The 20,924-nt window shown below is 71.3% G+C and carries 17 protein-coding genes; 9 read left to right on the top strand and 8 right to left on the bottom strand.

Annotated elements, in window-relative coordinates:
• Positions 1–67: 67 nt before the first annotated feature.
• The 4 genes from QMZ92_RS12005 to QMZ92_RS11990 all read right to left on the bottom strand — a co-directional run bounded on the left by QMZ92_RS12005 (position 68) and on the right by QMZ92_RS11990 (position 1,611).
• Entirely contained in the window at positions 68–511 is a 444-nt protein-coding gene (locus QMZ92_RS12005; protein WP_283297279.1) for a PRC-barrel domain-containing protein, read from the bottom strand.
• The gene (locus QMZ92_RS12000) at positions 508–1,074 is read right to left on the bottom strand and encodes a PRC-barrel domain-containing protein (protein WP_283297278.1); all 567 of its coding nucleotides are present in this window, start codon (positions 1,072–1,074) and stop codon (positions 508–510) included. Before QMZ92_RS12000 ends, QMZ92_RS12005 begins: the two co-directional genes overlap by 4 nt.
• Positions 1,071–1,220: a hypothetical protein gene (locus tag QMZ92_RS11995; protein ID WP_283297277.1), complete on the bottom strand. Its 150-nt coding sequence runs from the start codon at positions 1,218–1,220 to the stop codon at positions 1,071–1,073. The genes QMZ92_RS12000 and QMZ92_RS11995 overlap by 4 nt, the downstream gene beginning before the upstream one ends.
• Before the next feature lie 148 nt (positions 1,221–1,368).
• Complete coding sequence (locus tag QMZ92_RS11990; protein WP_283297276.1) at positions 1,369–1,611, bottom strand: DUF2180 family protein; 243 nt, start codon at positions 1,609–1,611, stop codon at positions 1,369–1,371.
• A gap of 235 nt (positions 1,612–1,846) precedes the next feature.
• On the opposite strand from QMZ92_RS11990, the gene QMZ92_RS11985 reads away from it, so the two are divergent.
• Positions 1,847–3,019 carry a PucR family transcriptional regulator gene (locus QMZ92_RS11985; RefSeq protein ID WP_283297275.1) on the top strand — a complete coding sequence of 391 codons (1,173 nt, stop codon included), beginning with the start codon at positions 1,847–1,849 and terminating at the stop codon, positions 3,017–3,019.
• A 387-nt stretch (positions 3,020–3,406) separates the two neighbouring features.
• On the opposite strand, the gene QMZ92_RS11980 is transcribed toward QMZ92_RS11985, so the two are convergent.
• A complete protein-coding gene (locus QMZ92_RS11980; RefSeq protein ID WP_283297274.1) occupies positions 3,407–3,958 on the bottom strand; it encodes a nitroreductase family deazaflavin-dependent oxidoreductase in 552 nt (183 codons plus the stop codon).
• 182 nt (positions 3,959–4,140) lie between these two features.
• On the opposite strand from QMZ92_RS11980, the gene QMZ92_RS11975 reads away from it, so the two are divergent.
• Positions 4,141–5,232, top strand: a complete 1,092-nt coding sequence (locus QMZ92_RS11975; RefSeq protein WP_283297273.1) for a PP2C family protein-serine/threonine phosphatase — start codon at positions 4,141–4,143, stop codon at positions 5,230–5,232.
• Between the two features lie 138 nt (positions 5,233–5,370).
• Positions 5,371–5,880 carry a MarR family winged helix-turn-helix transcriptional regulator gene (locus QMZ92_RS11970; RefSeq protein WP_283297271.1) on the top strand — a complete coding sequence of 170 codons (510 nt, stop codon included), beginning with the start codon at positions 5,371–5,373 and terminating at the stop codon, positions 5,878–5,880.
• Positions 5,881–5,969: 89 nt separating this feature from the next.
• On the opposite strand, the gene QMZ92_RS11965 is transcribed toward QMZ92_RS11970, so the two are convergent.
• Complete coding sequence (locus QMZ92_RS11965; protein ID WP_283297270.1) at positions 5,970–6,932, bottom strand: helix-turn-helix transcriptional regulator; 963 nt, start codon at positions 6,930–6,932, stop codon at positions 5,970–5,972.
• A 63-nt stretch (positions 6,933–6,995) separates the two neighbouring features.
• Here QMZ92_RS11965 and QMZ92_RS11960 point away from each other — a divergent pair, with 63 nt between their 5' ends.
• Positions 6,996–8,138 carry an epoxide hydrolase family protein gene (locus QMZ92_RS11960; RefSeq protein WP_283297268.1) on the top strand — a complete coding sequence of 381 codons (1,143 nt, stop codon included), beginning with the start codon at positions 6,996–6,998 and terminating at the stop codon, positions 8,136–8,138.
• Between the two features lie 247 nt (positions 8,139–8,385).
• Here QMZ92_RS11960 and QMZ92_RS11955 read toward each other — a convergent pair whose 3' ends face one another.
• Positions 8,386–9,057: a hypothetical protein gene (locus QMZ92_RS11955; RefSeq protein WP_283297267.1), complete on the bottom strand. Its 672-nt coding sequence runs from the start codon at positions 9,055–9,057 to the stop codon at positions 8,386–8,388.
• A gap of 51 nt (positions 9,058–9,108) precedes the next feature.
• Positions 9,109–10,002: a universal stress protein gene (locus QMZ92_RS11950; protein WP_283297266.1), complete on the bottom strand. Its 894-nt coding sequence runs from the start codon at positions 10,000–10,002 to the stop codon at positions 9,109–9,111.
• A gap of 572 nt (positions 10,003–10,574) precedes the next feature.
• Here QMZ92_RS11950 and QMZ92_RS11945 point away from each other — a divergent pair.
• The 5 genes from QMZ92_RS11945 to QMZ92_RS11925 all read left to right on the top strand — a co-directional run bounded on the left by QMZ92_RS11945 (position 10,575) and on the right by QMZ92_RS11925 (position 20,910).
• The gene (locus QMZ92_RS11945) at positions 10,575–12,278 is read left to right on the top strand and encodes a multicopper oxidase family protein (protein WP_283297265.1); all 1,704 of its coding nucleotides are present in this window, start codon (positions 10,575–10,577) and stop codon (positions 12,276–12,278) included.
• Positions 12,279–12,497: 219 nt separating this feature from the next.
• The gene (locus QMZ92_RS11940; protein ID WP_283297264.1) at positions 12,498–12,896 is read left to right on the top strand and encodes a hypothetical protein; all 399 of its coding nucleotides are present in this window, start codon (positions 12,498–12,500) and stop codon (positions 12,894–12,896) included.
• 316 nt (positions 12,897–13,212) lie between these two features.
• The gene (locus QMZ92_RS11935) at positions 13,213–13,818 is read left to right on the top strand and encodes a hypothetical protein (protein WP_283297262.1); all 606 of its coding nucleotides are present in this window, start codon (positions 13,213–13,215) and stop codon (positions 13,816–13,818) included.
• Between the two features lie 48 nt (positions 13,819–13,866).
• Complete coding sequence (locus tag QMZ92_RS11930) at positions 13,867–15,912, top strand: SPFH domain-containing protein (RefSeq protein ID WP_283297261.1); 2,046 nt, start codon at positions 13,867–13,869, stop codon at positions 15,910–15,912.
• A 93-nt stretch (positions 15,913–16,005) separates the two neighbouring features.
• Positions 16,006–20,910, top strand: a complete 4,905-nt coding sequence (locus QMZ92_RS11925; protein ID WP_283297260.1) for a DNA repair ATPase — start codon at positions 16,006–16,008, stop codon at positions 20,908–20,910.
• Positions 20,911–20,924 lie beyond the last annotated feature (14 nt).

Raw genomic sequence — 20,924 nt, 5'->3', positions numbered from 1 at the left:
GCTCGGCGACGGCCGGAGCGGGGGCGCCGGTGCCCGACGGATCCGGGATCCCGTTCCCGGGTCATGGTCATTCGGGCCGCCGGACGACGACGGCGTAGCCGCCGACGCCCATGAGCCGCTCGCCCGCGATTTCCCCCTCCGTGGTCACGAGCGAGCGGAGCCGACCGTCCGTCTCGTCGAAGTCGAGGTCCTCGATGGTTCCCAGGCACTCCCCGGTCTCGACGAGGACGGGCTTGCCGAGGGGATCGTGACTCCTGTGGGCCTCCTCCTCGGAGCCGAGTGCGTTCTCGGGTTTCAGCGCCTCCGCCGACCTGACGGTCAGCGCGTCCTTGCCGAAGGAGTGCACGTTGCTCCAGGCCATGACATGGCCGTGGCGGCCGCGGGTCTTGAGACGGACGGCCGAGATGTGCGGCGGTGAGGGCGCGAGCGTGAAAGCGGTGACGGTCCCGAGCCGCTCGGCGGTCGCGACGGCGACCACCGTACGTCCCTGAGCGGTACTGAGCAGCATCATGTCTCCTGTTCGAGCCGCCGCCGAAGGCCCTCGGCGGCGGCCGGCAGGCCGACGACGTCTCCGGCCGTGAAGTCGGCCGTGCTCGGCGGTACGACCATCATTTCCTCCGACAAGGAGCTGGGCTTGATCACCGGCAGGAAGACCGTCCGTCCCGTCTGCGCAGCCGAGTCGACTTCGTACCCGATCACTCGGGGGGCCTTGCCGGTCTCGATGATGACGTCGGTGATCGTGCCGAGGACGGTGCCGTCCTCGGTCATCATTCGGGCGCCTATGACGCGGCCGCCGCCCGGGGCGTCGATCTGCTCCCGCGCGGCCTGGTCGTCGTCCTCCAAGGCGTTCCCGTCCCGGACCATCACCGCGTCCGGGCCGAGCGCGTGAACCTTCTTCCACAGCAGCGCGCGTTTGAGCGGACCTGCGAGGAGTCCGCGACCACTGAGAGTGAAGCAGGTGAGGGTGCCTCGCATCGGGTCGAAGACGACGTCCTTGACCTGGGCGATGTCCTCGCCTGCGAGTGTGACCACCGGCTCCTCACGGATCTCTCGTGCGCGCAGGTACGTGCTCATGCTCGCCCGCCCTTCCTTCCACCGCGCGCCCTGGTGCCGCCGGCGATGACATCGCCGCTACGGCGACGCGCCTGCAACCCGACCACCGAGGACGCCACCGCGGCCAGAACGACGAGCCCGATGACCACCCAGATCCACCAGTCCATGAGGAGCACCTCCTGTCGCGAGGACCCGGCGCGCGGGCCACTTCCGAAGCGCCGCGGTCCGCTTCCGTACCGACCCGGCCGACGAGGTGCGCGGCCCGCCCGGCAGGCGTGGCCGTGGCCGCGGTTCGCGCCGCGCATCACCGGCATCTCAGGTCGCACTCTGTTGTGCCGGAGCCGACGTGGGCCAGACGCTCCGCTCGGCATGCCGGCACACGGAACACAGCACGGAGCGTGCCGGGACGTCGCCCGTTGTCTTCCCGAGCCCCGCCTCCCCGCGCACTTCCTGCGTGTCGAGGTACATGTGCCGCCCGCACAGGGCGACACCGCACTCGTGGCACACGGCGACAGCCGGCCTGGTGTGCCCTCCGGAGCGGCACTCGTAGCAGTTCATTCCCACTGCCTCACTTCCTCTCGCGGCTCCCGGACGCGCCGAGGCGCGGAGGTCCCGGCCGTGGCCGGTCGTTCGCAACGCGAGTACCGGCTCGGCCCAGTTTCGTCGTCCGGGCGACCACCCGGAGCCTCGTCATCGAGCGCCTACCCTCCTGCTCTGCAGGTCATCTGCGGGTGCGCGACAAGGACGGCATCTTGCGCCTGTACATGTTGCCGCCTTTCGGCAAAATGTCTGTATGTCGACGGATGAGAGGCCCCGCGGCTCCCACGCCGCGGAGCGAGCCGCCGCCTCGGCACCGGCGCATGTTCGGGGCGGCGCCCGCGGCGACGCGTCGGGAGAACCCCAGGGGCTGCTCGCCGAGATATGCGGCACCCGAAGACTGACCGACGCGAACACGCGGGACCTGCGAGAGCTGGGGGCGGCCGCGGCCGGCCGTGCCACTCCGCTGCATGTCGTGCTCGCCGACTTCTTCGCCTGCGCCCACCGCGTTCGGGCCGGTCTCGGGAGCTCGGGCCGGGAAGACGATCCGTCCGGGACCCGCGACGGAGCGGCCGTGCTTCTCGGCGTGCTCGGCGACTCGGCCGTGGCGCTGAGCGAGGGCTATGAGACCGCACACCGGGCGGCCATTCGCCGGGAGGAGGCAGGCCGGCGCGAGTTCGTCGACGACCTGCTCGAGGGCCGCACGCCGTTGGGGCAACTGGCGGAGCGGGCCGAGCGGTTCGGTCTCCGTCTGGTCGGGCCGCACAGAGTGGCCGTCGCGCGTGCGCGGACCGCGTTCGAAGCGGGCGCGGCATCGACACGTTACGTCGAGGACGGGCTGACCACCCGGTTCGGCGTGGAACACGTACTGATCACCACCAAGGACGGGTTGCTCGTCTGCGTGGCCTCGGGAGCGGTGGCGCAGGTGCCCGAGTTGTTCGCCGCTCAGGCCGGGGAATCGGTCTCGGAGCCGTGCCGAGTCGCCGTGAGTCGACCGCGGACGGGACCCAGTGGCATCGTCCGCTCGTACCAGGAGGCGCGCCGGGCCCTGGACACAGCCACTCAGTTGGGCCTCGGTGCCCCCGTCGTGAACGCTTCGGACCTACTGGTCTTCCAGGTGCTGGGCCGGGATCGCGCCGCGATCTCCGATCTCGTGGTCACCGTGCTCGGGGGCCTCGCGCAGGCCCGCGGCGGTCCCAAGGCGCTGCTGGAGACCCTCACCGCGTACTTCGCCGCAGGCTGTAGGAACACCACCACGGCGCGACGCATGGGGGTGGGAGTTCGCACCGTCGGCTACCGGATCGCCCGCATCCGTGAGCTCACCGGGTACGACCCGACCGATCCTGACCAGAGGTACGTCCTGCAGACCGCAGTGCTGGGAGCGCGCCTACTGGGGTGGCCGGAGTCACCGCTGCCGGCCGCCGACTGAGCCGTTGTGCCGGAGCGCCCGGGAGGGCCTGGCGCAGCGGTCGAGGGCGTCCGTGTCGCGGGACCTTCCCCGGCGGGGGAGCCCGGCTCCGGGCCTCCTCCTGCTCGCTCGGGAGGAGTCGGAGAGCACGTCCGGAGCCGGGCGCGGCGTGCTCTTCCCGAGCGTCACAGCTGGATGTCCCGCCGCGCCTCACGGGCGGGTCTCCGCGCCTCGGGGAGAGTCGCCGACCAAAGAATTGCATGATGCAAAGGAGCGATCCACCCGCCGCGCGCTCGTGGGTGGGTCGATTTGCGGGCTGCTGCCGGGGCACGACCTCCCCGGCTCCTCGGGAGGGGTGTGCCGGGCCCGCCGGGTGACGGCGGGTGGGCGCATGTCCGCACCGCGCCGTCATCGGGCAGCCGGATCGTCCGCCGGCCTTCGGCTCGTCGCGTCTCGTGGGCCATGGCAGGCGGGGGCGCACTCCAGCCGGACGAACGGGATCAGTTCCCCTGCGCGGCGGTACCCGGCCGCCGTCCCGTCGGCGGGAAGGCCCAGATGGGCGCACAGCCGAGCGGCCGTACGGGGATGGTCCTCGGCATAGCGGGCCATGACCGCGGCACCGTCGTCCGCGGACAGGAACCGGGCGTTCACCGCGTGGTAGCGCCTGCCGACCTGGACGGTGGCCTGCGGGGTGTGCCGGAGGTTCCGGTACCACTGGGCCGAAGGGCCGTAGCCGGACGCCACGGTCCAGGAGCGGGGTGCCCGTGTGTGGTCCACGACCTCGAGGACCACGGTGCGCGAGGCGCCGCTCAGCCTTCCCCTGTGGATGAGGAGAAGGAGCCTCCCGCCGAACAGGGGACCGAGCCCGATCCTGAACAGGTGTACGGGGAGCCGGGCGGCCAGCCGCTTCCAGCCGGTCGGCGGCGCAGGTCGCTGTGGTGGGGGGTTCGAATGGTCCACGAGGCACCCTCCGGTTCCGGCTGCCGCCCTTGCAGCCGTCAGCTGTCGGTTGTGTAACGAGACTCTCCCAAAATGCTTCGGGAGGGTAAGTTTTGCATAGGCTAAATCAAGCGGCGGTCCGTGGTGGTGCCGGACGCCCGCTCGTAGCCGATCGCACCGCCTCACACACCGCGGGGTCAGCCATGCCCGAAGTGACACCGCAGCGCTCATGGGTGCTGTCCGTCCTCCCGTACGGCGTGATGGCCGTCGTCACCGTCGTCGATGTGACGGCGGGCCCTGCGGTCGGCTTCCTTCCCCTCGTCTCCCTGGGCCCTGCCTTCGCCGGACTGGCGGGCGGCTGGCGACGCACGGCCCTCATCGGCGGTCTGGCGATGCTCCTGTGCCTCGGGCTCGGGCTCTACGACGGTTTGTTCACCGGCCGCCGGGGCTGGACGGCCCTGGCATCGGTGGCGGGCGTGACCGTGGCGGGTCTGGTCGCGGCGGTGATGCGGCAACGGCGGGAAGCCGAACTGGCCAGCGTTCGCTCGATCGCGGAAGTCGCGCAGCGCGTGCTGTTGAGGCCGGTGCCGCGCAGCGCCGGGCATCTGCGTGTGGCGGTCTCCTACACGTCGGCCGTCGCCGAGGCGCGCATCGGCGGCGATCTGTACGAGGTGGTGGCGTCACCCGCCGGCGTGCGTGTGATCGTGGGGGATGTCCAGGGCAAAGGGCTGGAGGCGGTCGAGACGGCGGCCCTGGTCCTGGGCGCCTTCCGGGAAGCCGCCCACGACGAGGCGGACCTGGCCGGCGTCGGCGCCCGGCTGGAGCGGGTGGCGGACAGAGAACTCCAAGGTGAGAAGTTCGTGACGGCCGTGCTGGCGGAAGTCGGGAACGACGGAACGGTGACCCTGTTGAACTACGGGCACCCCGCACCCATGATCGTGAGACCGGACGGGCGGGTACGCTTCGCCGAGCCGCCACTCCCCGCTCTGCCGCTCGGCCTCGGGATACACGCGGGCCACCGGCCCGAGTCCCACTCGGAGCGCTTCACGCCGGGGGACCAGATCCTGCTGTACACGGACGGCGTCTCGGAGGCGCGCGACGGAGCGGGGCGCTTCTATCCCCTGGAGGACCGGGGCGGACTCCTGAAGGACCCCGACTCCGAGTCCGCTCTCCAGGCACTGCGCGCCGATCTGGTCCTGCACGCCGCAGGGCCGCTCCACGACGACGCCGCCATGCTGCTGATCCGCCACCACGACGCCGATGTGAGCGGCCGGAGACCGTCGATCACCGGGTGAGCCCCGGCACGAGAGCCGCAGGGGGTAGAAAGGGGCCATGACCGACAGAGGGCAAGTGCCGCACGTCGACGACGTCGATGCGGTGACGCGGGCGGTACTGACGGCGTCCAGGCTGCTCGTGGCCGTATCGGCCCATNCATGACCGACAGAGGGCAAGTGCCGCACGTCGACGACGTCGATGCGGTGACGCGGGCGGTACTGACGGCGTCCAGGCTGCTCGTGGCCGTATCGGCCCATTCCCTGGCGGCGGTCGAGGAGCGGGTGACGCTGCCCCAGTTCCGACTGCTGGTGGTGTTGTCCGTGCACGGGCCGGCGAAGCTCGTGGCGCTCGCCGAGCGTCTCGGAGTCAATCCCTCGACGGCGATGCGCATGATCGACCGGCTGATCGCGGCCGGCCTCGCGGACCGCCGGACGAACCCGGCCAACCGCCGGGAAACGGTGCTGCGGCTCACGGCGGAGGGCGGTGCACTCGTCGAGGACGTCACGAGCAGACGCCGTAGGGAGATCGAGAGGATCGTGCTGCGGATGGCCCCCGCGCAGCGAGCCGCGCTGATCGACGCGCTCACCGACTTCAACGAGGCGGGCGGTGAGCCGACGGTGCCGTCCGCGGACAGTGCGCTGTACCCGCTGGGCTGGGCGGACCACTAGTTCCTGTTCAAGCGGGGCGCGGACGGCCGAGTCCCGCGCCGAGCCGACGGCAAATCGGTTCAGGGACCCCGGACAGCGGCGGCCGGGATTCACGTCGTGGATGCGCCACCCGCCGCGCGGCGGAACCTCGTCGCGAGGCGATCGAACTCCACCGCGAGCTCGTCTCCGTCGATCACCTCGAAGTCGACGTCGAGCTGTGTCATCCACAGCGCGAGCCGGTCTGGGGCGTCGGAACCCAGCTCGACATGGCACGTGGACTCGTCGACCACCTCGATATCGACCGGGATGGGGATCTTCGCGGCGACCTTGGCGGCGGGGGCATGCACGAGTACCCGGGCGCGGTACTTCCAGGCCGCCTTGCTGACGCGTCCGACGACGTACTCGACGACATCGTCCTCCGGGATCACGCGCGGCTGGAACCGCGCACCGGTCGGTGGGTGCGGAACCATGCGGTCGACGCGGAAGACCCGCCAGTCGTCACGGTCGAGATCCCACGCGAGCAAGTACCAGAGCGGCCCCCAGCCCACCAGCCGTTGCGGTTCGGTGTGGCGGGCCTCTTCGCTGCCCCCGGGCTTCGTGTATCCGAACCGGAGCCGTTCCTGGCCGCGGATCGCGGCAGCGACCGCGCCGAGAACCGAGAGATCGAGCGGCGGTTCAGCCCCTGGAACGACGCTCGTCGCCTCGCGTACCGCCTCGACGCGCCGACGCAGGCGCGAGGGCAGCACTTGCTCCAGCTTCGCGAGCGCGGTGAGCGACGTCTCTTCGACGCCGAGCCTTTGGGTCGCGACCGCACCCAGTCCGACCGCGACGGCGACGGCCTCGTCGTCGTCGAGGAGTAGTGGGGGCATCGCCGTCCCGGCGGCCAGCCGGTACCCGCCAGCGACGCCGGGGCGCGCGTCCACGGGGTAGCCGAGCGACCGCAGCCTGCCGATGTCGGCGCGCACAGTCCTCGTGCTCACATCGAGCCGGCCGGCGAGCTCGGAGCTCGTCCAGTCGCGCTTGAGCTGGAGCAATGACAGCAGTTCGAGCAGGCGGGCCGAGGTCTCCAACATGTTCGCCATCATTTCAGCAATTGCGGAAGCTAACCTGCCGCATTGCCTGGAAACGTCGGTGCCATGAACGAGGACAACGCACTCACACCGTTCCGCATCGACATCCCGCAGGCCGACATCGACGACCTGCGCAACCGGCTGGCACACACACGCTGGCCGATCGCCGTGCCGGGCCGGGACGATCGAACCGACTTCAGCCGCGGCATCCCGCTGGTCTACCTGAAGGAGCTCGCCGAGTACTGGCGCGACGGGTTCGACTGGCGTGCGCAGGAGGAGAAACTCAACGAGTACGAACAGTTCACGACGGTCGTCAACGGCCAGACGTTCCACGTCGTCCACGCGCGATCGACGAACCCGGAGGCCGCCCCACTGATCCTGAACCACGGCTGGCCGGGCTCGTTCGTCGAGTACCAGCGACTCATCCCGCTGCTGACCGATGAGTTCCACGTGGTCATCCCGTCGCTGCCCGGCTTCGGGTTCTCCACCCCGCTGTCAGGGACCGGCTGGGAGCTGGCGCGGACGACGGACGCCTACGCCGAGATCATGACGCGTCTCGGCTACGAGAGGTTCGCGGCCCACGGTACCGACATCGGTGCGGGCACCACCGGCCGCCTCGCGGCGCTCTACCCGGAGCGCGTCATCGGCACGCACATCGGCAGCGACCCCCGGTGGCTCGGGTTGATCGGCGACAAGTTCCCCTACCCCGACGGTCTGTCCGATGGCGAGATCGCCCAGATCGAGGCAGTGCGCGCCGAGGATGCGGCCGAGCGCGGGTATCTCGAGATGCAGGACCACCGTCCCGACACGATCGGCGCGGCGCTCACCGACTCGCCGGTCGGTCAGCTCGCGTGGATCGCCGAGAAGTTCAAGACCAAGGCCGACGGCGCCTACCGGACGCCGGACGAGACGGTCGACCGCGACCAGCTCCTCACGAACATCAGCCTGTACTGGTTCACCCGCAGCGGCGCGTCGAGCGCGCAGTTCTACTACGAGTCCGAACATTCCGGAGTCGACTTGGTCATGGCCTCCGGCGTGCCGTCCGGATGGGCCGTGTTCGACACCCATCCGCTCATGCGCCGCGTGATCGACCCGTGCAAGGCGATCGGCCACTGGAGCGAGTTCACCGAGGGCGGTCACTTCCCCGCAATGGAGGAGACGGAGCTGCTCGCGGACGACATCCGCACCTTCTTCCGCGGCATTTCCTGACTCTGCGTCAGGGCCTGCGGGGCACGAAGACCCGGTCAAGACCCGGTCGGTCCGGCACTTCCAGGACCAGGGCGTGTTGTTGAGGTCGCTCCGTCCGCCGCAGGGCGGGAGGGAGTTTCGCAACACGCCCTGGATCCACGAAACGGGGGCTCGGGTGGGACGCCGGCGGAAGAACCTCCCGGGCGGAGTGGGCCGCGTGCCGCGGCGTACGGCGGTGGGGAGCCTGCCGTGCGGCGCGGTCCCCTCGTCAGCAGGGCATGTGAGCCTTCGGGCCCAGATGGTACGAGCGGACCACCGCGACAGTGCTGAGCGTCGCCAGCGCCAGGCCGATGCCCAGCGATTCCACCAGGGCCCCCTCGTCACGACCGGAAGTGGTGATTCCGCGCGGCGGCACCCGGCCGTGCGGGTCGTGGACGAGCCCGATCCGGTCGCCCGGCAGCGTCGTCGCCGTGCAGCCCCGCCAGATCCGCCCGGGGACCGGAGTGCCGTCGAGGTGCCGCACCGCGCAGTAGTGCCGCTCCGTGGCCCCGGGCGCCACGGACGTCACGACGACGCTGCTGACCTCGCCGCCCCAGCGCAGCAGTACTTCGTTCGTGGCCTTGGGCGCGGCGACCGCCCAGCACACACCGAGGACGGCGATCGGTCCCACGAGGGCTCTGCCGGCCCGCAGGCAGAGGAGGAAGACCACCAGACCCAGCGCGACCAGCATCCCTGCTTCGCCCGTCTGCAGTACCGTCGAGCCGAGGAGGGTTCCCGCGACCCCCGGCCCGGCGATGACGGCCGATCCCACGACGCCCACCGCCATGCCCTCCGCCACCAGCCAGCTCGGGGGCCGGCCGTTGTAGTCGGCCGAACCCCACAGTGCAGCGCTGATCGAGTAACTCTGCCGCGGCCGCGCCCGCCGTCTTCCGCTCTCCATGGTTGCATTATGCAAAGGACTGCGGGGGCGCGGACACCGGCCCCGGTGACATCACTCCTCGGCCTCCGGCGGAGGCACGACGACGACCGGGCACCGGGCGGTGTGCAGCACCTCGCCGCTCACCGAGCCGAGCATCAGTCTCCGCAGGCCGGTGCGGCCATGGTTGCCCACGACCAGCAAAGTCGCGTCGCGAGAGGAGTCCACCAGAAGGTGCGCCGGCCGGCTCCGCTCGACACGCGTGCGGATGTCCAGGTCGCCGCAGCGGGACCGGTACGGGCCGAGCCTCTCCTCCAGCAGGTCCTTCGCCACGCTCGGTCGTGTCTCGTGCCCGACGAGAAGGGGGCCGGTGGGGCCGGTGCCGAGTAGGTCGGGCCGAGTGGAGCCGTGAACGACTTCGAGCCGGGCGCCACGGGCGGCGGCCGCGCGCAGGGCGAACTCCATGACGTGCGGCTGCATGTCGTCGACGTCGACGCCGACCACCACCCGTTCGACTCCGGGTTCGGCTCTCCTCCGGGGCCTGACGACGAGGACCGGGCAGCGTGAGTGGGTGGCCACCTGCAGACTCACGGATCCCAGTGGCAGCCGCGGCGATCCCCCCGTCCCGCGGTGGCCCACCACGATCAACGATGCTTCGGCCGACCGGTCGACGAGCGCCGACGCCGGGGAGCCGGAGACGATGTCCGGCTCGACCGCCAGGTCCGGGAACCTCCGGTGGACCGCTTCGGCGAGAGGCGCGATGACACGCTCCGCCCGATCGGCGTACGTCTCGCCATCCGCACCGGCTTCGGTCGACCGGGCCGGCAACGGCCGTTCGACGGCGTGCACGAGGCGAAGCCCCGTGCCGGCGCGGGCCGCCTCTTCCGCCGCACGGAGCACCACCTGCTCCTGTCCCTGCCCTTCGACCACACCCACCACCACCGGTCCGGCCGCGTGGCGATCATCCACCGTCGACTCCTCTCCCGGCCGTTCCACGGACGCGAGCGGTCCTCCGTGATCGGGCCTTGCCGCATGCCCCGTCCGGCTCGCTTCCATCACACGGGAGCGGGCGTTCACCGGCAACCGGTGCGCGGCACCGCGGCACGGGCTGCCTCACAAGGGGATCCGCGACATCGGGCGGCGTCACAGCGCCGTGCGGAGGCCCCGTGGCGGGCACCGCCTTCCCGTCGAGGTGACGCTCCGCGTCCCGGTCGGCGACACGTCTCCCGGGCTCCGCGGGCTGCTGGATCATCACTTTGCACTATGCAATCCTTCCGGGGTGACGGCGGCTCCTCCGAGGAGCGGACGGCACACGGTGAGATCGCCGCACCCCGGAGCCGGGCCGACGCCCAGCCTCCGAGCGGCGGCTACGGACCGGGCTCGCCCGCGTTACGCGGCAACCGGCGGAGGGGACGCCCGCGTGCTCACCGCGCGGAGCGGCGAGGCGTCGGCTGCGCACCGGCTCGCCCGGCTTCCCGCCCCGCGCCCCACCCGGGGCCGTCCATGGCGCGGTGGGCACGCGTTCGACCGACCGGAGGGCCATGTCCACGCAGGAACAGACGATCCGGACCTTGCCGCCCCGCCGTGCCGTACTGCGCGTCGGCATTGCGGCTGCGGCATCCGGACTGCCCGCCGGCTGCTCGGGCAGCGCACATGATCCCGCACACCGGGACGGGGCCCCGGGACCGGCACCCGCGCGTTCCACCCAGGATCCGGACGGCGGCGCGGCGGCGTCCCCGGGTGCGACGAGCCCCGAACGGCCTGCGAGGGGACTGACGCTGACGGCCACTCCGGGGACCGTCGAGCTGGGGGCCGGGCGCACGGCCAGAACCTGGACGTACAACGACGAACTACCGGGCCGTGAGGTCCGCGTCACGGCGGGCGACACACTCCGGTTGACCCTGAACAACCACCTGCCGGATCCCACCACGGTCCACTGGCACGGCGTCGCCGTGCGCAACGACATGGACGGTGTGCCGAACGTGACGCAGCCGCCGATCAGGGCGGGCGCGTCGTTCACCTACCGTTTCCGCGTGCCGCACCCGGGCACGTACTGGTTCCACCCGCATCTGGGCCTGCAACTGGACCGCGGTCTCTACGCACCGCTGATCGTGGACGACCCCGACGAGCCGCTCTCGTACGACCGTGAGTGGGTCATCGTGCTGGACGACTGGATCGACGGGATCGACGGTCTGTCCCCAGGCGACGTGTTCGCCCGACTCCGCAGGGGCGGACCCGCTCCGGGCCACGGCGTGCGGCAAGGGCACCATGACGGGAACGGTGCAGATGAGGGCAGCGCCCGGCCCTCGCCGCCGCGCGGCGGTGTGGACGCCGGGTACGGGCCGGCCCGGGACGGCGGCCCGGAGCCGCGCGACCAGACGTCCTCCGCCCCTCCGCACGGCGGCGGGGCCGCGCGCACCGGCCGGCAGACGGGGAGCGAACTCCTCGGCGGTCACGCGGGTGATGTCGACTACCCGCACTACCTGGTCAACGGCCGGATCTCGGCAGATCCCTCGCAGTTCAGGGCCAGGCCCGGAGAACGGATTCGGCTGCGCATCATCAACGCTGCGGCTGACACGCCGTTCCGGGTCGCTCTCGGAGGCCATCGGCTCACGATCACCCACAGCGACGGCTTCCCCGTGCAGCACGAGACGGTGGACTCACTGCTCCTGGGCATGGCCGAGCGGTACGACGCGCTGGTCACCGTGAAAGGAGGGGTCTTCCCCTTCACCGCGCTCGCCGAGGGCAAGCGCGGGGCGGGGATGGCGGTGCTGCGGGCAGGCACGGCCGAGGCACCGAAGCCGTCCGCGCGTCCGGCGGAGCTGTACCGGGACGTGCTGGTGTCGGCCCGGCGGCTGCGCCCTCACGACTCGGTCGCCCTGGATCGGCGCAGGCCCGACCGGCAGCTCAAGATCACACTGACCGGCGGTATGGAGAGGTTCGACTGGGGCATCGACCACAGGCCCTACTCGCCGGATCGGATCCACCGGGTCGAACGTGGTGAGCGGGTGCGGCTGGTGGTCGTCAACGCAACCGACATGTGGCACCCCGTCCATCTGCACGGCCATACCTACGGCCTGGCCGGCATCGGTTCCCGCGGTGCCCGCAAGGACACCTCCGTGGTGCTGCCGCACCGCAAGCTGGTGTGCGACCTGGACGCGGACAACCCCGGATTGTGGATGCTGCACTGTCACAACGTCTATCACTCCGAGTCGGGAATGATGACGACGCTCGGCTACCGGTAGCCGAGCGTCCGGCCGGGAGCCTCCGCGGGACAGCGCCGGCCCCGGGGCCGGCCACCCGCATCGGCCGCGGGTAACGACTCGTACCGCACGGGCCGACCACGGGCCCGCCGGTCCTGTCCTGTGCGTCCGCGGAGGTCGCCGCGACGCCGCGCACGAGTGCGCGGCGCGGAGGGCCCCGCGGAGTGGTCGTTGTCCAGGGAGCCCGTCCGAAGGAACTCGATGAGTCAGATGCCCGGCACCGTCAGATCCGTCCGTGCCGTCCTGCACGCGGTGGGGGCGGGGAGCGTACTCGCCTCGCTGGGGTTCGTGGTGGCCGCCGCCACTCTGGAGACCGGAGCCTTGGGGGCGCTCTTCGTGGGCCTCCTGCTGCTTGCGGCCCTCCTGCTCGGGGTGTTCGCCGTGACCGTCATCGCGCGGAAGTTCGCCGGCGGGGGCAACCGCGTCCGGATCGGCGCGGTCGCCATCGGGTCACTGCTGACGTTGGGCGGCGCGATCGGCCTGGTGGCTCACAGCGGCGCCTGGGGCGCCTGGGCCGCCGGCGTCGCAGCCGGTCTCTTCGTCACCGTGCTCTCGACGGGAGATGCCAGCCGGGAGTGGTTCGACCTTCCGCGCCGGTAGGGCCCCGGCGACCTGACCCTGCTCCCGGCAGCCCTTGCTCCCCTTGCTCCCCCTGCTCCTCGTGGGTGGCGCTACTGCCCTCTGGCGTACGGAGATCCGCGCATCGTGCCGCCAGCGTGCGCCGCGCGGCATCAAGGAGGCATAAAGATTGCCGGAGTGCGGCAATGCGAACCCGTGCGACGCACTGTCAGGATCACTTCGGGCCAAGGGAGATCGGGCCCAGCGCACATGGCCGGCTGCCGGAAGCAGGCAGAGGCTGCTGTTGCTGCAGATGTCGGCGACCGGCCACCCGGTCCGTTCACGAGGGGGATGACTGATGGCCGAGTTCCTGCAAGCCACCGCAGGTTTCCCCACGGTGCTGTTCACCTCGGCGCTTCTGGTCGTCATCGGCTTCTGGCTGCTGGTTCTCACCGGAGCGGCCGACCCTGACAGCTTCGACGCGGACGTGGACACCGATGCAGCGGGCCTGGGCGGCGTGCCCGTCTCGGTGGCGGCCTCGCTCCTGATCGCCTTCGGCTGGTTCGGCAGCCTGGCGGGCTCGGTCCTGCTCGGCCGAACCGGCCTGGCCGGCCTCCCCTTCCATCTCTTGCGTGTCGCCGTGCTCGCGGCCTCGCTGTTCCTCTCGTGGTGGGTCACCCGCGTGCTCGTACGGCCGTTGGCCAAGCTCTTCCCCGACGAACCGGGACCGTCCCGGCAGGACTTCATCGGTATGACCTGCACCATCCGCACGGGGCGGGTGGACGAGGACTTCGGTCAGGCGGAGGTCGTCGCGGGGGACGGCTCCACGGCGGTCGTGCAGGTCCGCAAGAGCGGCAGCGACGTCCTTGCGCTCGGCAGCACAGGTCTGCTCTACGCCTACGACGACGCCGGCGAGTTCTTCTGGGTCGCGCCGTACGACAACGCGCTGGACCTCCGCGGCTGACGCCGCACCCCCTTCCTCAGCACACGTCTCTCACCTCGGGGATTTCCCATGGATGCCATAACCGTGGGCATCGGCGTGCTCATCGCCGTTGTCCTGCTCATCGTCGTCGCCATGCTCTTCGTGATCAGCCGGCTGTTCCGCAAGGTGGAACAGGGCAAGGCACTGATCGTGTCGAAGATGCGCAAGGTGGATGTGACGTTCACCGGGCAGGTCGTCCTGCCGGTGCTGCACAAGGCCGAGGTCATGGACATCTCGGTGAAGACCATCGACATCACCCGGACCGGCCGGGACGGGCTCATCTGCAAGGACAACATCCGCGCCGACATCCGGATCTCGTTCTTCGTCAGGGTCAACAAGACCGTCGAGGACGTCATCAAGGTCGCCCAGGCCATCGGCACGGCGCGTGCCAGCGACAAGGAGACCCTCCAGGACCTGTTCAACGCCAAGTTCTCCGAGGCCCTCAAGACGGTCGGGAAGCAGCTCGACTTCACCGACCTCTACACCAAGCGCGACGAGTTCCGGGACCGCATCATCCAGGTCATCGGGACGGACCTGAACGGCTACAGCCTCGAGGACGCGGCGATCGACTACCTGGAGCAGACACCGCTGGCACAGCTGGACGCCTCCAACATCCTCGACGCCCAGGGCATCCGGAAGATCACCGAGCTGACTGCCGTCGAGCACGTCCGCACCAACGAGTACCAGCGGCACGAGGAGAAGGAGATCACGCGGCAGAACGTCGACGCCCGTGAGGCCATCCTGGAGCTCGAGCGCCGCCGGGCCGACGCGGAGATCAAGCAGAAGCGCGAGATCGAGACCGTGCGGGCCCGTGAGGAGGCCGAGACCGCTCGGGTCGTCGAAGAGGAGCGACTGCGGGCGCAGAGCGCCTTCCTGAACACCGAGGAGCAGCTCGGGGTCCAGCGGGAGAACCAGGCCCGTGAGGTCGCCGTCGCCAAGATGAACCGCGAGCGCGTCGTGGCCGTCGAGAACGAGCGCATAGAGAAGGACCGGCTGCTGGAGGTCATCGCCCGGGACCGGGAGACCGAACTGACGCGGATCTCCGCCGAGAAGGAGGTCGAGGCCGAGCGCCGCGACATCGCCGAGGTGATCCGCGAGCGCGTCGCGGTCGACCGGACGGTCGCCGAGCAGGAGGAGTCCATCAAGAGGCTCCGGGCGGTGGAGGAGGCCGAGCGCAACCGGCAGGCCGTGGTCATCGCGGCCGAGGCCGAGGCACAGGAGAAGCTGGTCAAGGACATCAAGGCCGCCGAGGCCGCCGAGCAGGCCGCGGTCCACCGGGCGGCCGAGGAACTCACCCTCGCCGAGGCCCGCAACAAGGCCGCCGACATGGACGCCCGCGCCAAGATCCGCCTCGCCGAGGGCATCCAGGCCGAGACGGCCGCCGAGGGCCTGGCAGCCGTGCAGGTACGGGAGAAGGAGGCCGGAGCGATCGAGAAGGCCGGCCGCGCCGAGGCCGAGGCCACCGCCGCCCGGCTGCGGGCGGAGGCGGAGGGTGCCCGCGAGAAGGCGCTCGCCGACGCCACCGCCATCGGCGAGAAGCTCAAGGCCGAGGCCGTCGGCCTGACCGAGAAGGCCGCCGCGATGGCGGCGCTGGACGAGGCCTCCCGTGCACACGAGGAGTACCGGCTGCGGCTGGAGGCGGAGAAGGACATCCGTCTCGCCGGGCTCGACGTCCAGCGGCAGGTCGCCGAGGCCCAGGCCACGGTGCTCGCCACCGGCCTGGAGAGCGCCGACATCAACATCGTCGGCGGTGAGTCGGTCTTCTTCGACCGGCTGGTGTCCGCGATCTCCCTCGGCAAGGGCGTCGACGGCTTCCTCCACCACTCCGAGACCGCGCAGGCCCTGGCCGGACCGTGGCTGGACGGATCCGCGTCGTTCACCGACGACCTGGCGAAGGTGCTGGGGTCGGTCTCGACATCGGACGCGCAGAACCTGACCGTGTCCGCGCTGCTGATGCGGCTCATGAAGACGGGCGGGGCGCCCGCCACACAGCTGAGCCAACTGCTGGAGCGGGCCGGTGAACTCGGCCTCGCCGACACGCCGCTCACCGCGCTGAACGGCACAGCGAAGAGCTGACCGCTGAAAGAAGCGGTCGGAGGCTCCGGAACCGCCGGACGGGGGTCAGCGGCTCCGGAGCCTCAACCAGACGTACGAGGGAGGGTGAACGGGATGGACGAGGGCGGGGGCGGCATGGACGCCGGAACGTACGAGGTGCTGCGCGACCGGCTCGGTGCACGGGCGACGGAGCTCGCCCGGCGCGCCGAGGCGCTCAACTCGGCCCGCATCGCGGAGTTCGGTGGGGACGAGCTCACCCTGACCGGCACCGAGCGCATCGGTACCGAAGCGCCCTGCGTGGCCCGCGACCTCGTCGCGGTCGGCGGCAGACTCCTCCTCGGCCACAACACGCCCGCGGCGTTGACGCCCCGTACCACGGTCGGTGACGTCTTCTCGCTGTACGACCACGACCTGGCCCCGATGGAGGAGGGTGCCGCTCCGGGCCTCCTCGACGACGCGGACTTCGCACGCGAGTTCGCCGCCCTGTGCCGCTACTACCAGGGTGCCCGGCTGCACCGGCTGCGCGTGGTCGACGGCATGCTGCTGGCCGTCTTCCGGACCGGGGAGAAGGCCGAGGACGTCCGGGTCCTGCGCTGGGCGCTCACTGCCGACCGGCGGGCCCGGTTCCTGGACGCCCGTGGTGAGCGCGACAACGTCGCGCCGCCCGCACATGACGTGACCTGGGTGAAGACCACCCGCGACGACCACGTGCCGGGACGGCACCCGCACATCTCGATCGGCGGCGACGTCTTCGTGACGACGGTCGGCGGCAGTCTCACCGTCAAGACCGAGGACGACACCGAGTCCGGGGAGGGCATCCACAGCGAGCCGGTCGACGAGTCCCTGCAGTCGCTCGCGGACTCGGACGTCGCGTACGCGCGCGTGGGCTCGCTGATCCTGCTGCGGGTGCGCCCCTACAAGGAGGAAGCAGACCGCCATCTGGTGTTCAACACGCTCACCAGGTCAGTGGTCAGGCTCGACGGCGTCGGTCGGTCCTGCCGCCGGCTGCCCGACGACCAGGGCATCGTCTTCCCCGGCGGGTACTGCCTGTCCACGGGCGCCGTGAAGACGTTCGACGTGGCCACGGCGGAGGACATGACCTTCGAGCGTGCCGTGCGCTCACCGAACGGGGAGGACGTGCTGTACGCGTTCCACTCCCGTGCGGAGGGCGGGAGCCTGCTCCTCCCCTACAACCTGATCCGCAAGGAGATCGCCAACCCCCTGGCCTGCCGGGGGTACGCCCTCCTTGACGACGGAACGCTCGTCGTCCTGCGCACGCCCGACACGGACGAGCCCTCCCGGTCGCATCTCGTTCAGGTCTGGCGGAGCCCGTACGCCTCCGACTCCCTCGCCGCCCCGGCCGGATCCGGACCGCTCGCCAGGATCGGCAACGCCGACCTCGTCCGCGGCCTGTCCGACTGCCTGGCCATCGCGCGTCAGGCCACCGAGGCCTCGGCCACCGCCGAGATGTACGACGCCCTCGTCGCCTCCTGCACGCGGACCGCCGACACCCACCACTGGCTGGGCGACACCGAGACCGGGGATCTGCGGACCCCGCTCGAGGAGATCCGGGTCACCGCCGAGCAGGTGCTGGACGAGTTCAAGGCCGTGCGGGACCTGAGGCGTCACGCGGCCGACGCGCTCGCCGAATCGGCCGTGCACATCGCCGGCCTGGTCCGGCGCGTCCGCGGCGAGGCCCCGGCGAGCGCCGAGGAGTGGATCGCGCGCATCACCGAACTGCGCCAGGCCCACGGGCACCTGCTGACACTGAAGGATCTGCGGTACACGGAAACCGAGCGCATCGAGGCGCTTGCCCTGGACCTCGAGGCCGACATCGCCGCAGTCGCCCGGCGGACCGTCACCTTCCTCCAGCGTGAGGACTCCTTCGACGGCTACCGCGCCGAGATCGAGAAGCTCGGCGCCGACGCCGAGGCCATCACCACGGCCGCCCAGGCCGGGCCCGTCGCCGGGCAACTGGACGAGCGGGCCCTGGGACTGCAATCCCTCACGGAGGTGGTGGCGGGCCTCGAGGTGGGTGACACCACCGTGCGCACCTCCATCCTGGAGCGGATCACCGAGGTCCTCGGCGGCGTCAACCGCGCCCGCGCAGCTCTGGCCGGCCGCTGCCGGGAGCTGCGGGATCGCGAGGGCCGGGCCGAGTTCACCGCCGAGTTCGCCCTCCTCGGACAGTCGATCACCGGCGCGCTGGCCGCCGCCGACTCCCCGGAGGGTTGCGACGAGAAGCTCTCCCGGCTGCTGCTCCACGTGGAGAACCTGGAGTCGCGCTTCGCCGACCACGACGACCTGCTCGACGACATCGCCGCCAAACGGACCGAGCTCTACGAGGCGTTCTCCGCACGCAGGCAGACGATCCAGGACGCCCGCGCCCGGCGGGCGGAACGGCTCGCGGAGTCGGCAGCGCGAGTCCTGGAGACGATCTCGCGCCGGGTCGCGTCCCTCGACGGTCTGGACGCCGTCAACGCCTACTTCGCCTCCGACCCCCTCGCGGCCAAGGTGCGCCGCACCACCGAGGAACTGCGCGAGCTCGGTGACCCCGTGCGCGCGGAGGAGCTGGCAGGCCGGCTGAAGGCCGCGAGGCAGGAGGCGGGCCGGGCGCTGCGCGACCGCACCGAGCTGTTCGCGGACGACGGCGCGACCGTCAGACTGGGCCGTCACCGCTTCACCGTCAGCAGGCAGGCCCCCGAACTCACCCTCGTCCCGCACGGGGAGGGCATGGCCCTCGCCCTGACCGGCACCGACTACCGCTCGCCCGTCACAGCCCCGGACTTCCAGGACACCCGCCCGTACTGGGGCCAGATCCTCCCGTCCGAGAACGACGAGGTCTACCGGGCGGAGCACCTCGCCGCGAGGCTGCTGGCCGAGTACGGCCCGGGCGCGCTCGCCGGATCCGACCTGGCCGCACTCACCCGCCGGGCGGCCGAAGCCGCCTACGACGAGGGCTACGAGCGTGGCATCCACGACCACGACGCGGCCGCGATCCTGGCAGTCGTGCTGAAGCTGCACGAGGGAGCGGGTCTGCTGCGTCATCCGGCCGCCGACCGTGCCGCGGCCCAGACGTTCTGGACGTACGGGACGACACCGTCGGCACGTGAGGCATGGCTCCGTCAGGCAGCGTCGCTCGTACGGGCGCGGGAGGTCTTCGGCGCGACCCCGGCGCTGGACGCCCTGCGGGGTGAACTGGCGGACGCGATGGACGCCTTCGCAGCCGGAACACCGGGCCTGCGGGCGCACCGCGGGACGCGGGCAGCGGCGTACCTGGTCGAGGAACTCGCCACCGGGGAGTCCTTCGTCACCAGCGCGTCGGCTCGTACCCTCCTGGACGCGTTCCGCCGCGCGGCCGGTTCGTCGCCGTACGACGAGGACGTCCGCACCCGTCTCGCGGCCGGGGACCCCGCCGCCGCGCACCGACTCGTCGAGGGCTGGCTCGTGTCGTACGCCGGTGCCCTCCATGCGGAAGTCGACCCGGGCGACCTCGCCGAAGCCGTGGCGATCGAACTCTGCCCCGACCTGCCGCGCCACGACGTCGACGCCCCGCTGACCGGCGACGTCACGGGTCTGCTCGGCACGCACGCTCGGATCAGCCGGCGCGGGCTCCCGGTCCGCCTGGACGAGTTCCTCGCCCGCACCGCGGACTTCGCCGACCGCGTGGTGCCCGGATTCCGCGAGTACCAGAAGCAGCGCGCTGCTCTCGTGGCCGCGGAGCGCACCCGGCTGCGTCTGGACGACCACCGACCCCGGGTCATGTCCGCCTTCGTACGCAACCGGCTGGTGGACGACGTCTACCTCCCCCTCCTGGGGGACAACCTCGCCAAGCAGCTCGGGGCGGCCGGAGACGACAGACGGACCGACAACAACGGACTCCTGCTCCTCGTCTCCCCGCCCGGCTACGGCAAGACGACGCTCATCGAGTACGTCGCCGACCGCCTGGGCCTGCTCCTGGTCAAGGTCGACGGTCCGGCCCTGGGCACCACGACGAAATCCCTCGATCCGGCCGACGCGCCGAACGCCACGGCCCGGCGCGAGGTGGAGAAGATCGAGTTCGCACTGTCCGCGGGCAACAACGTCCTGCTGTACCTCGACGACATCCAGCACACGTCGGCCGAGCTGCTGCAGAAGTTCATCCCGCTGTGCGACGCCACCCGCACGCTGAACGGCCATGACCTGCGCGGCAAGCGATTCGCCGTCTGTATGGCCGGCAACCCCTACACCGAGTCGGGGCAGCGCTTCCGGATCCCCGACATGCTCGCCAACCGGGCGGACGTCTGGAACCTCGGAGACGTGCTGACCGGCAAGGAGGAGGCCTTCGCGCTCAGCTTCATCGAGAACGCGCTGACCTCCAACGCCGTCCTGGCCCCGCTCGCCGCCCGTGACCGCGCGGACCTGGAACTGCTGGTACGGCTGGCCGGTGACGACCCCACGGCCCGGGGCAGCCGGCTGACCCACCCCTGCCCGCCGGCCGAACTCGACCGGATCCTCTCCGTTCTGCGGCATCTGCTGACCGCCCGGGAGACCGTTCTCGCCGTGAACGAGGCGTACATCGCGTCGGCCGCCCAGACCGATGAGACCCGTACCGCACCGCCGTTCCGGCTGCAGGGCTCGTACCGCAACATGAACAAGATCGCCCAGCGCATCCTGCCCCTCATGAACGACGCCGAGCTCGCCGCGGTCATCGACGACCACTACGCCGGCGAGGCCCAGACCCTGACGACCTCCGCGGAGGCCAATCTGCTGAGGCTCGCGGAGCTGCGCGGCACCCTCGACCCGGAGCAGAAGGACCGGTGGGCGGAGATCACGTCCGGCTGGGTACGGCGCCAGGCGCTGGGGGGACCGGAGGCGGACCCGCTCGTTCGCGCCGTCGAAGCCCTCGGCCTGCTGGCCGACCGCGTCGCCGCGGTGGAGTCGGCGATCGCCCGGGCGGCCGGCCCGTATCCCGCGCCCGGGACGTCACGTGCTCGCCACGCGGCGAGGAACGTCACGCACGAGACCGGACGGGCCTGAGCGACACGTGGCGT

This window comes from Streptomyces sp. HNM0645 (assembly GCF_030056615.1).
Classification (GTDB): Bacteria; Actinomycetota; Actinomycetes; order Streptomycetales; family Streptomycetaceae; genus Streptomyces; species Streptomyces marianii.
The sequence above is the reverse complement of the archived record's forward strand: the minus strand, read 5'-3'. Positions and strand labels throughout refer to the sequence as shown.

Coding starts and splice junctions, on each gene's coding strand:
- QMZ92_RS12005 (WP_283297279.1), bottom strand. CDS start 511: ATGATGCTGCTCAGTACCGCTCAGGGACGTACGGTGGTCGCCGTCGCG.
- QMZ92_RS12000 (WP_283297278.1), bottom strand. CDS start 1,074: ATGAGCACGTACCTGCGCGCACGAGAGATCCGTGAGGAGCCGGTGGTC.
- QMZ92_RS11995 (WP_283297277.1), bottom strand. CDS start 1,220: ATGGACTGGTGGATCTGGGTGGTCATCGGGCTCGTCGTTCTGGCCGCG.
- QMZ92_RS11990 (WP_283297276.1), bottom strand. CDS start 1,611: ATGAACTGCTACGAGTGCCGCTCCGGAGGGCACACCAGGCCGGCTGTC.
- QMZ92_RS11985 (WP_283297275.1), top strand. CDS start 1,847: ATGTCGACGGATGAGAGGCCCCGCGGCTCCCACGCCGCGGAGCGAGCC.
- QMZ92_RS11975 (WP_283297273.1), top strand. CDS start 4,141: ATGCCCGAAGTGACACCGCAGCGCTCATGGGTGCTGTCCGTCCTCCCG.
- QMZ92_RS11970 (WP_283297271.1), top strand. CDS start 5,371: ATGACCGACAGAGGGCAAGTGCCGCACGTCGACGACGTCGATGCGGTG.
- QMZ92_RS11965 (WP_283297270.1), bottom strand. CDS start 6,932: ATGTTGGAGACCTCGGCCCGCCTGCTCGAACTGCTGTCATTGCTCCAG.
- QMZ92_RS11960 (WP_283297268.1), top strand. CDS start 6,996: ATGAACGAGGACAACGCACTCACACCGTTCCGCATCGACATCCCGCAG.
- QMZ92_RS11955 (WP_283297267.1), bottom strand. CDS start 9,057: ATGGAGAGCGGAAGACGGCGGGCGCGGCCGCGGCAGAGTTACTCGATC.
- QMZ92_RS11945 (WP_283297265.1), top strand. CDS start 10,575: ATGTCCACGCAGGAACAGACGATCCGGACCTTGCCGCCCCGCCGTGCC.
- QMZ92_RS11940 (WP_283297264.1), top strand. CDS start 12,498: ATGAGTCAGATGCCCGGCACCGTCAGATCCGTCCGTGCCGTCCTGCAC.
- QMZ92_RS11935 (WP_283297262.1), top strand. CDS start 13,213: ATGGCCGAGTTCCTGCAAGCCACCGCAGGTTTCCCCACGGTGCTGTTC.
- QMZ92_RS11930 (WP_283297261.1), top strand. CDS start 13,867: ATGGATGCCATAACCGTGGGCATCGGCGTGCTCATCGCCGTTGTCCTG.
- QMZ92_RS11925 (WP_283297260.1), top strand. CDS start 16,006: ATGGACGAGGGCGGGGGCGGCATGGACGCCGGAACGTACGAGGTGCTG.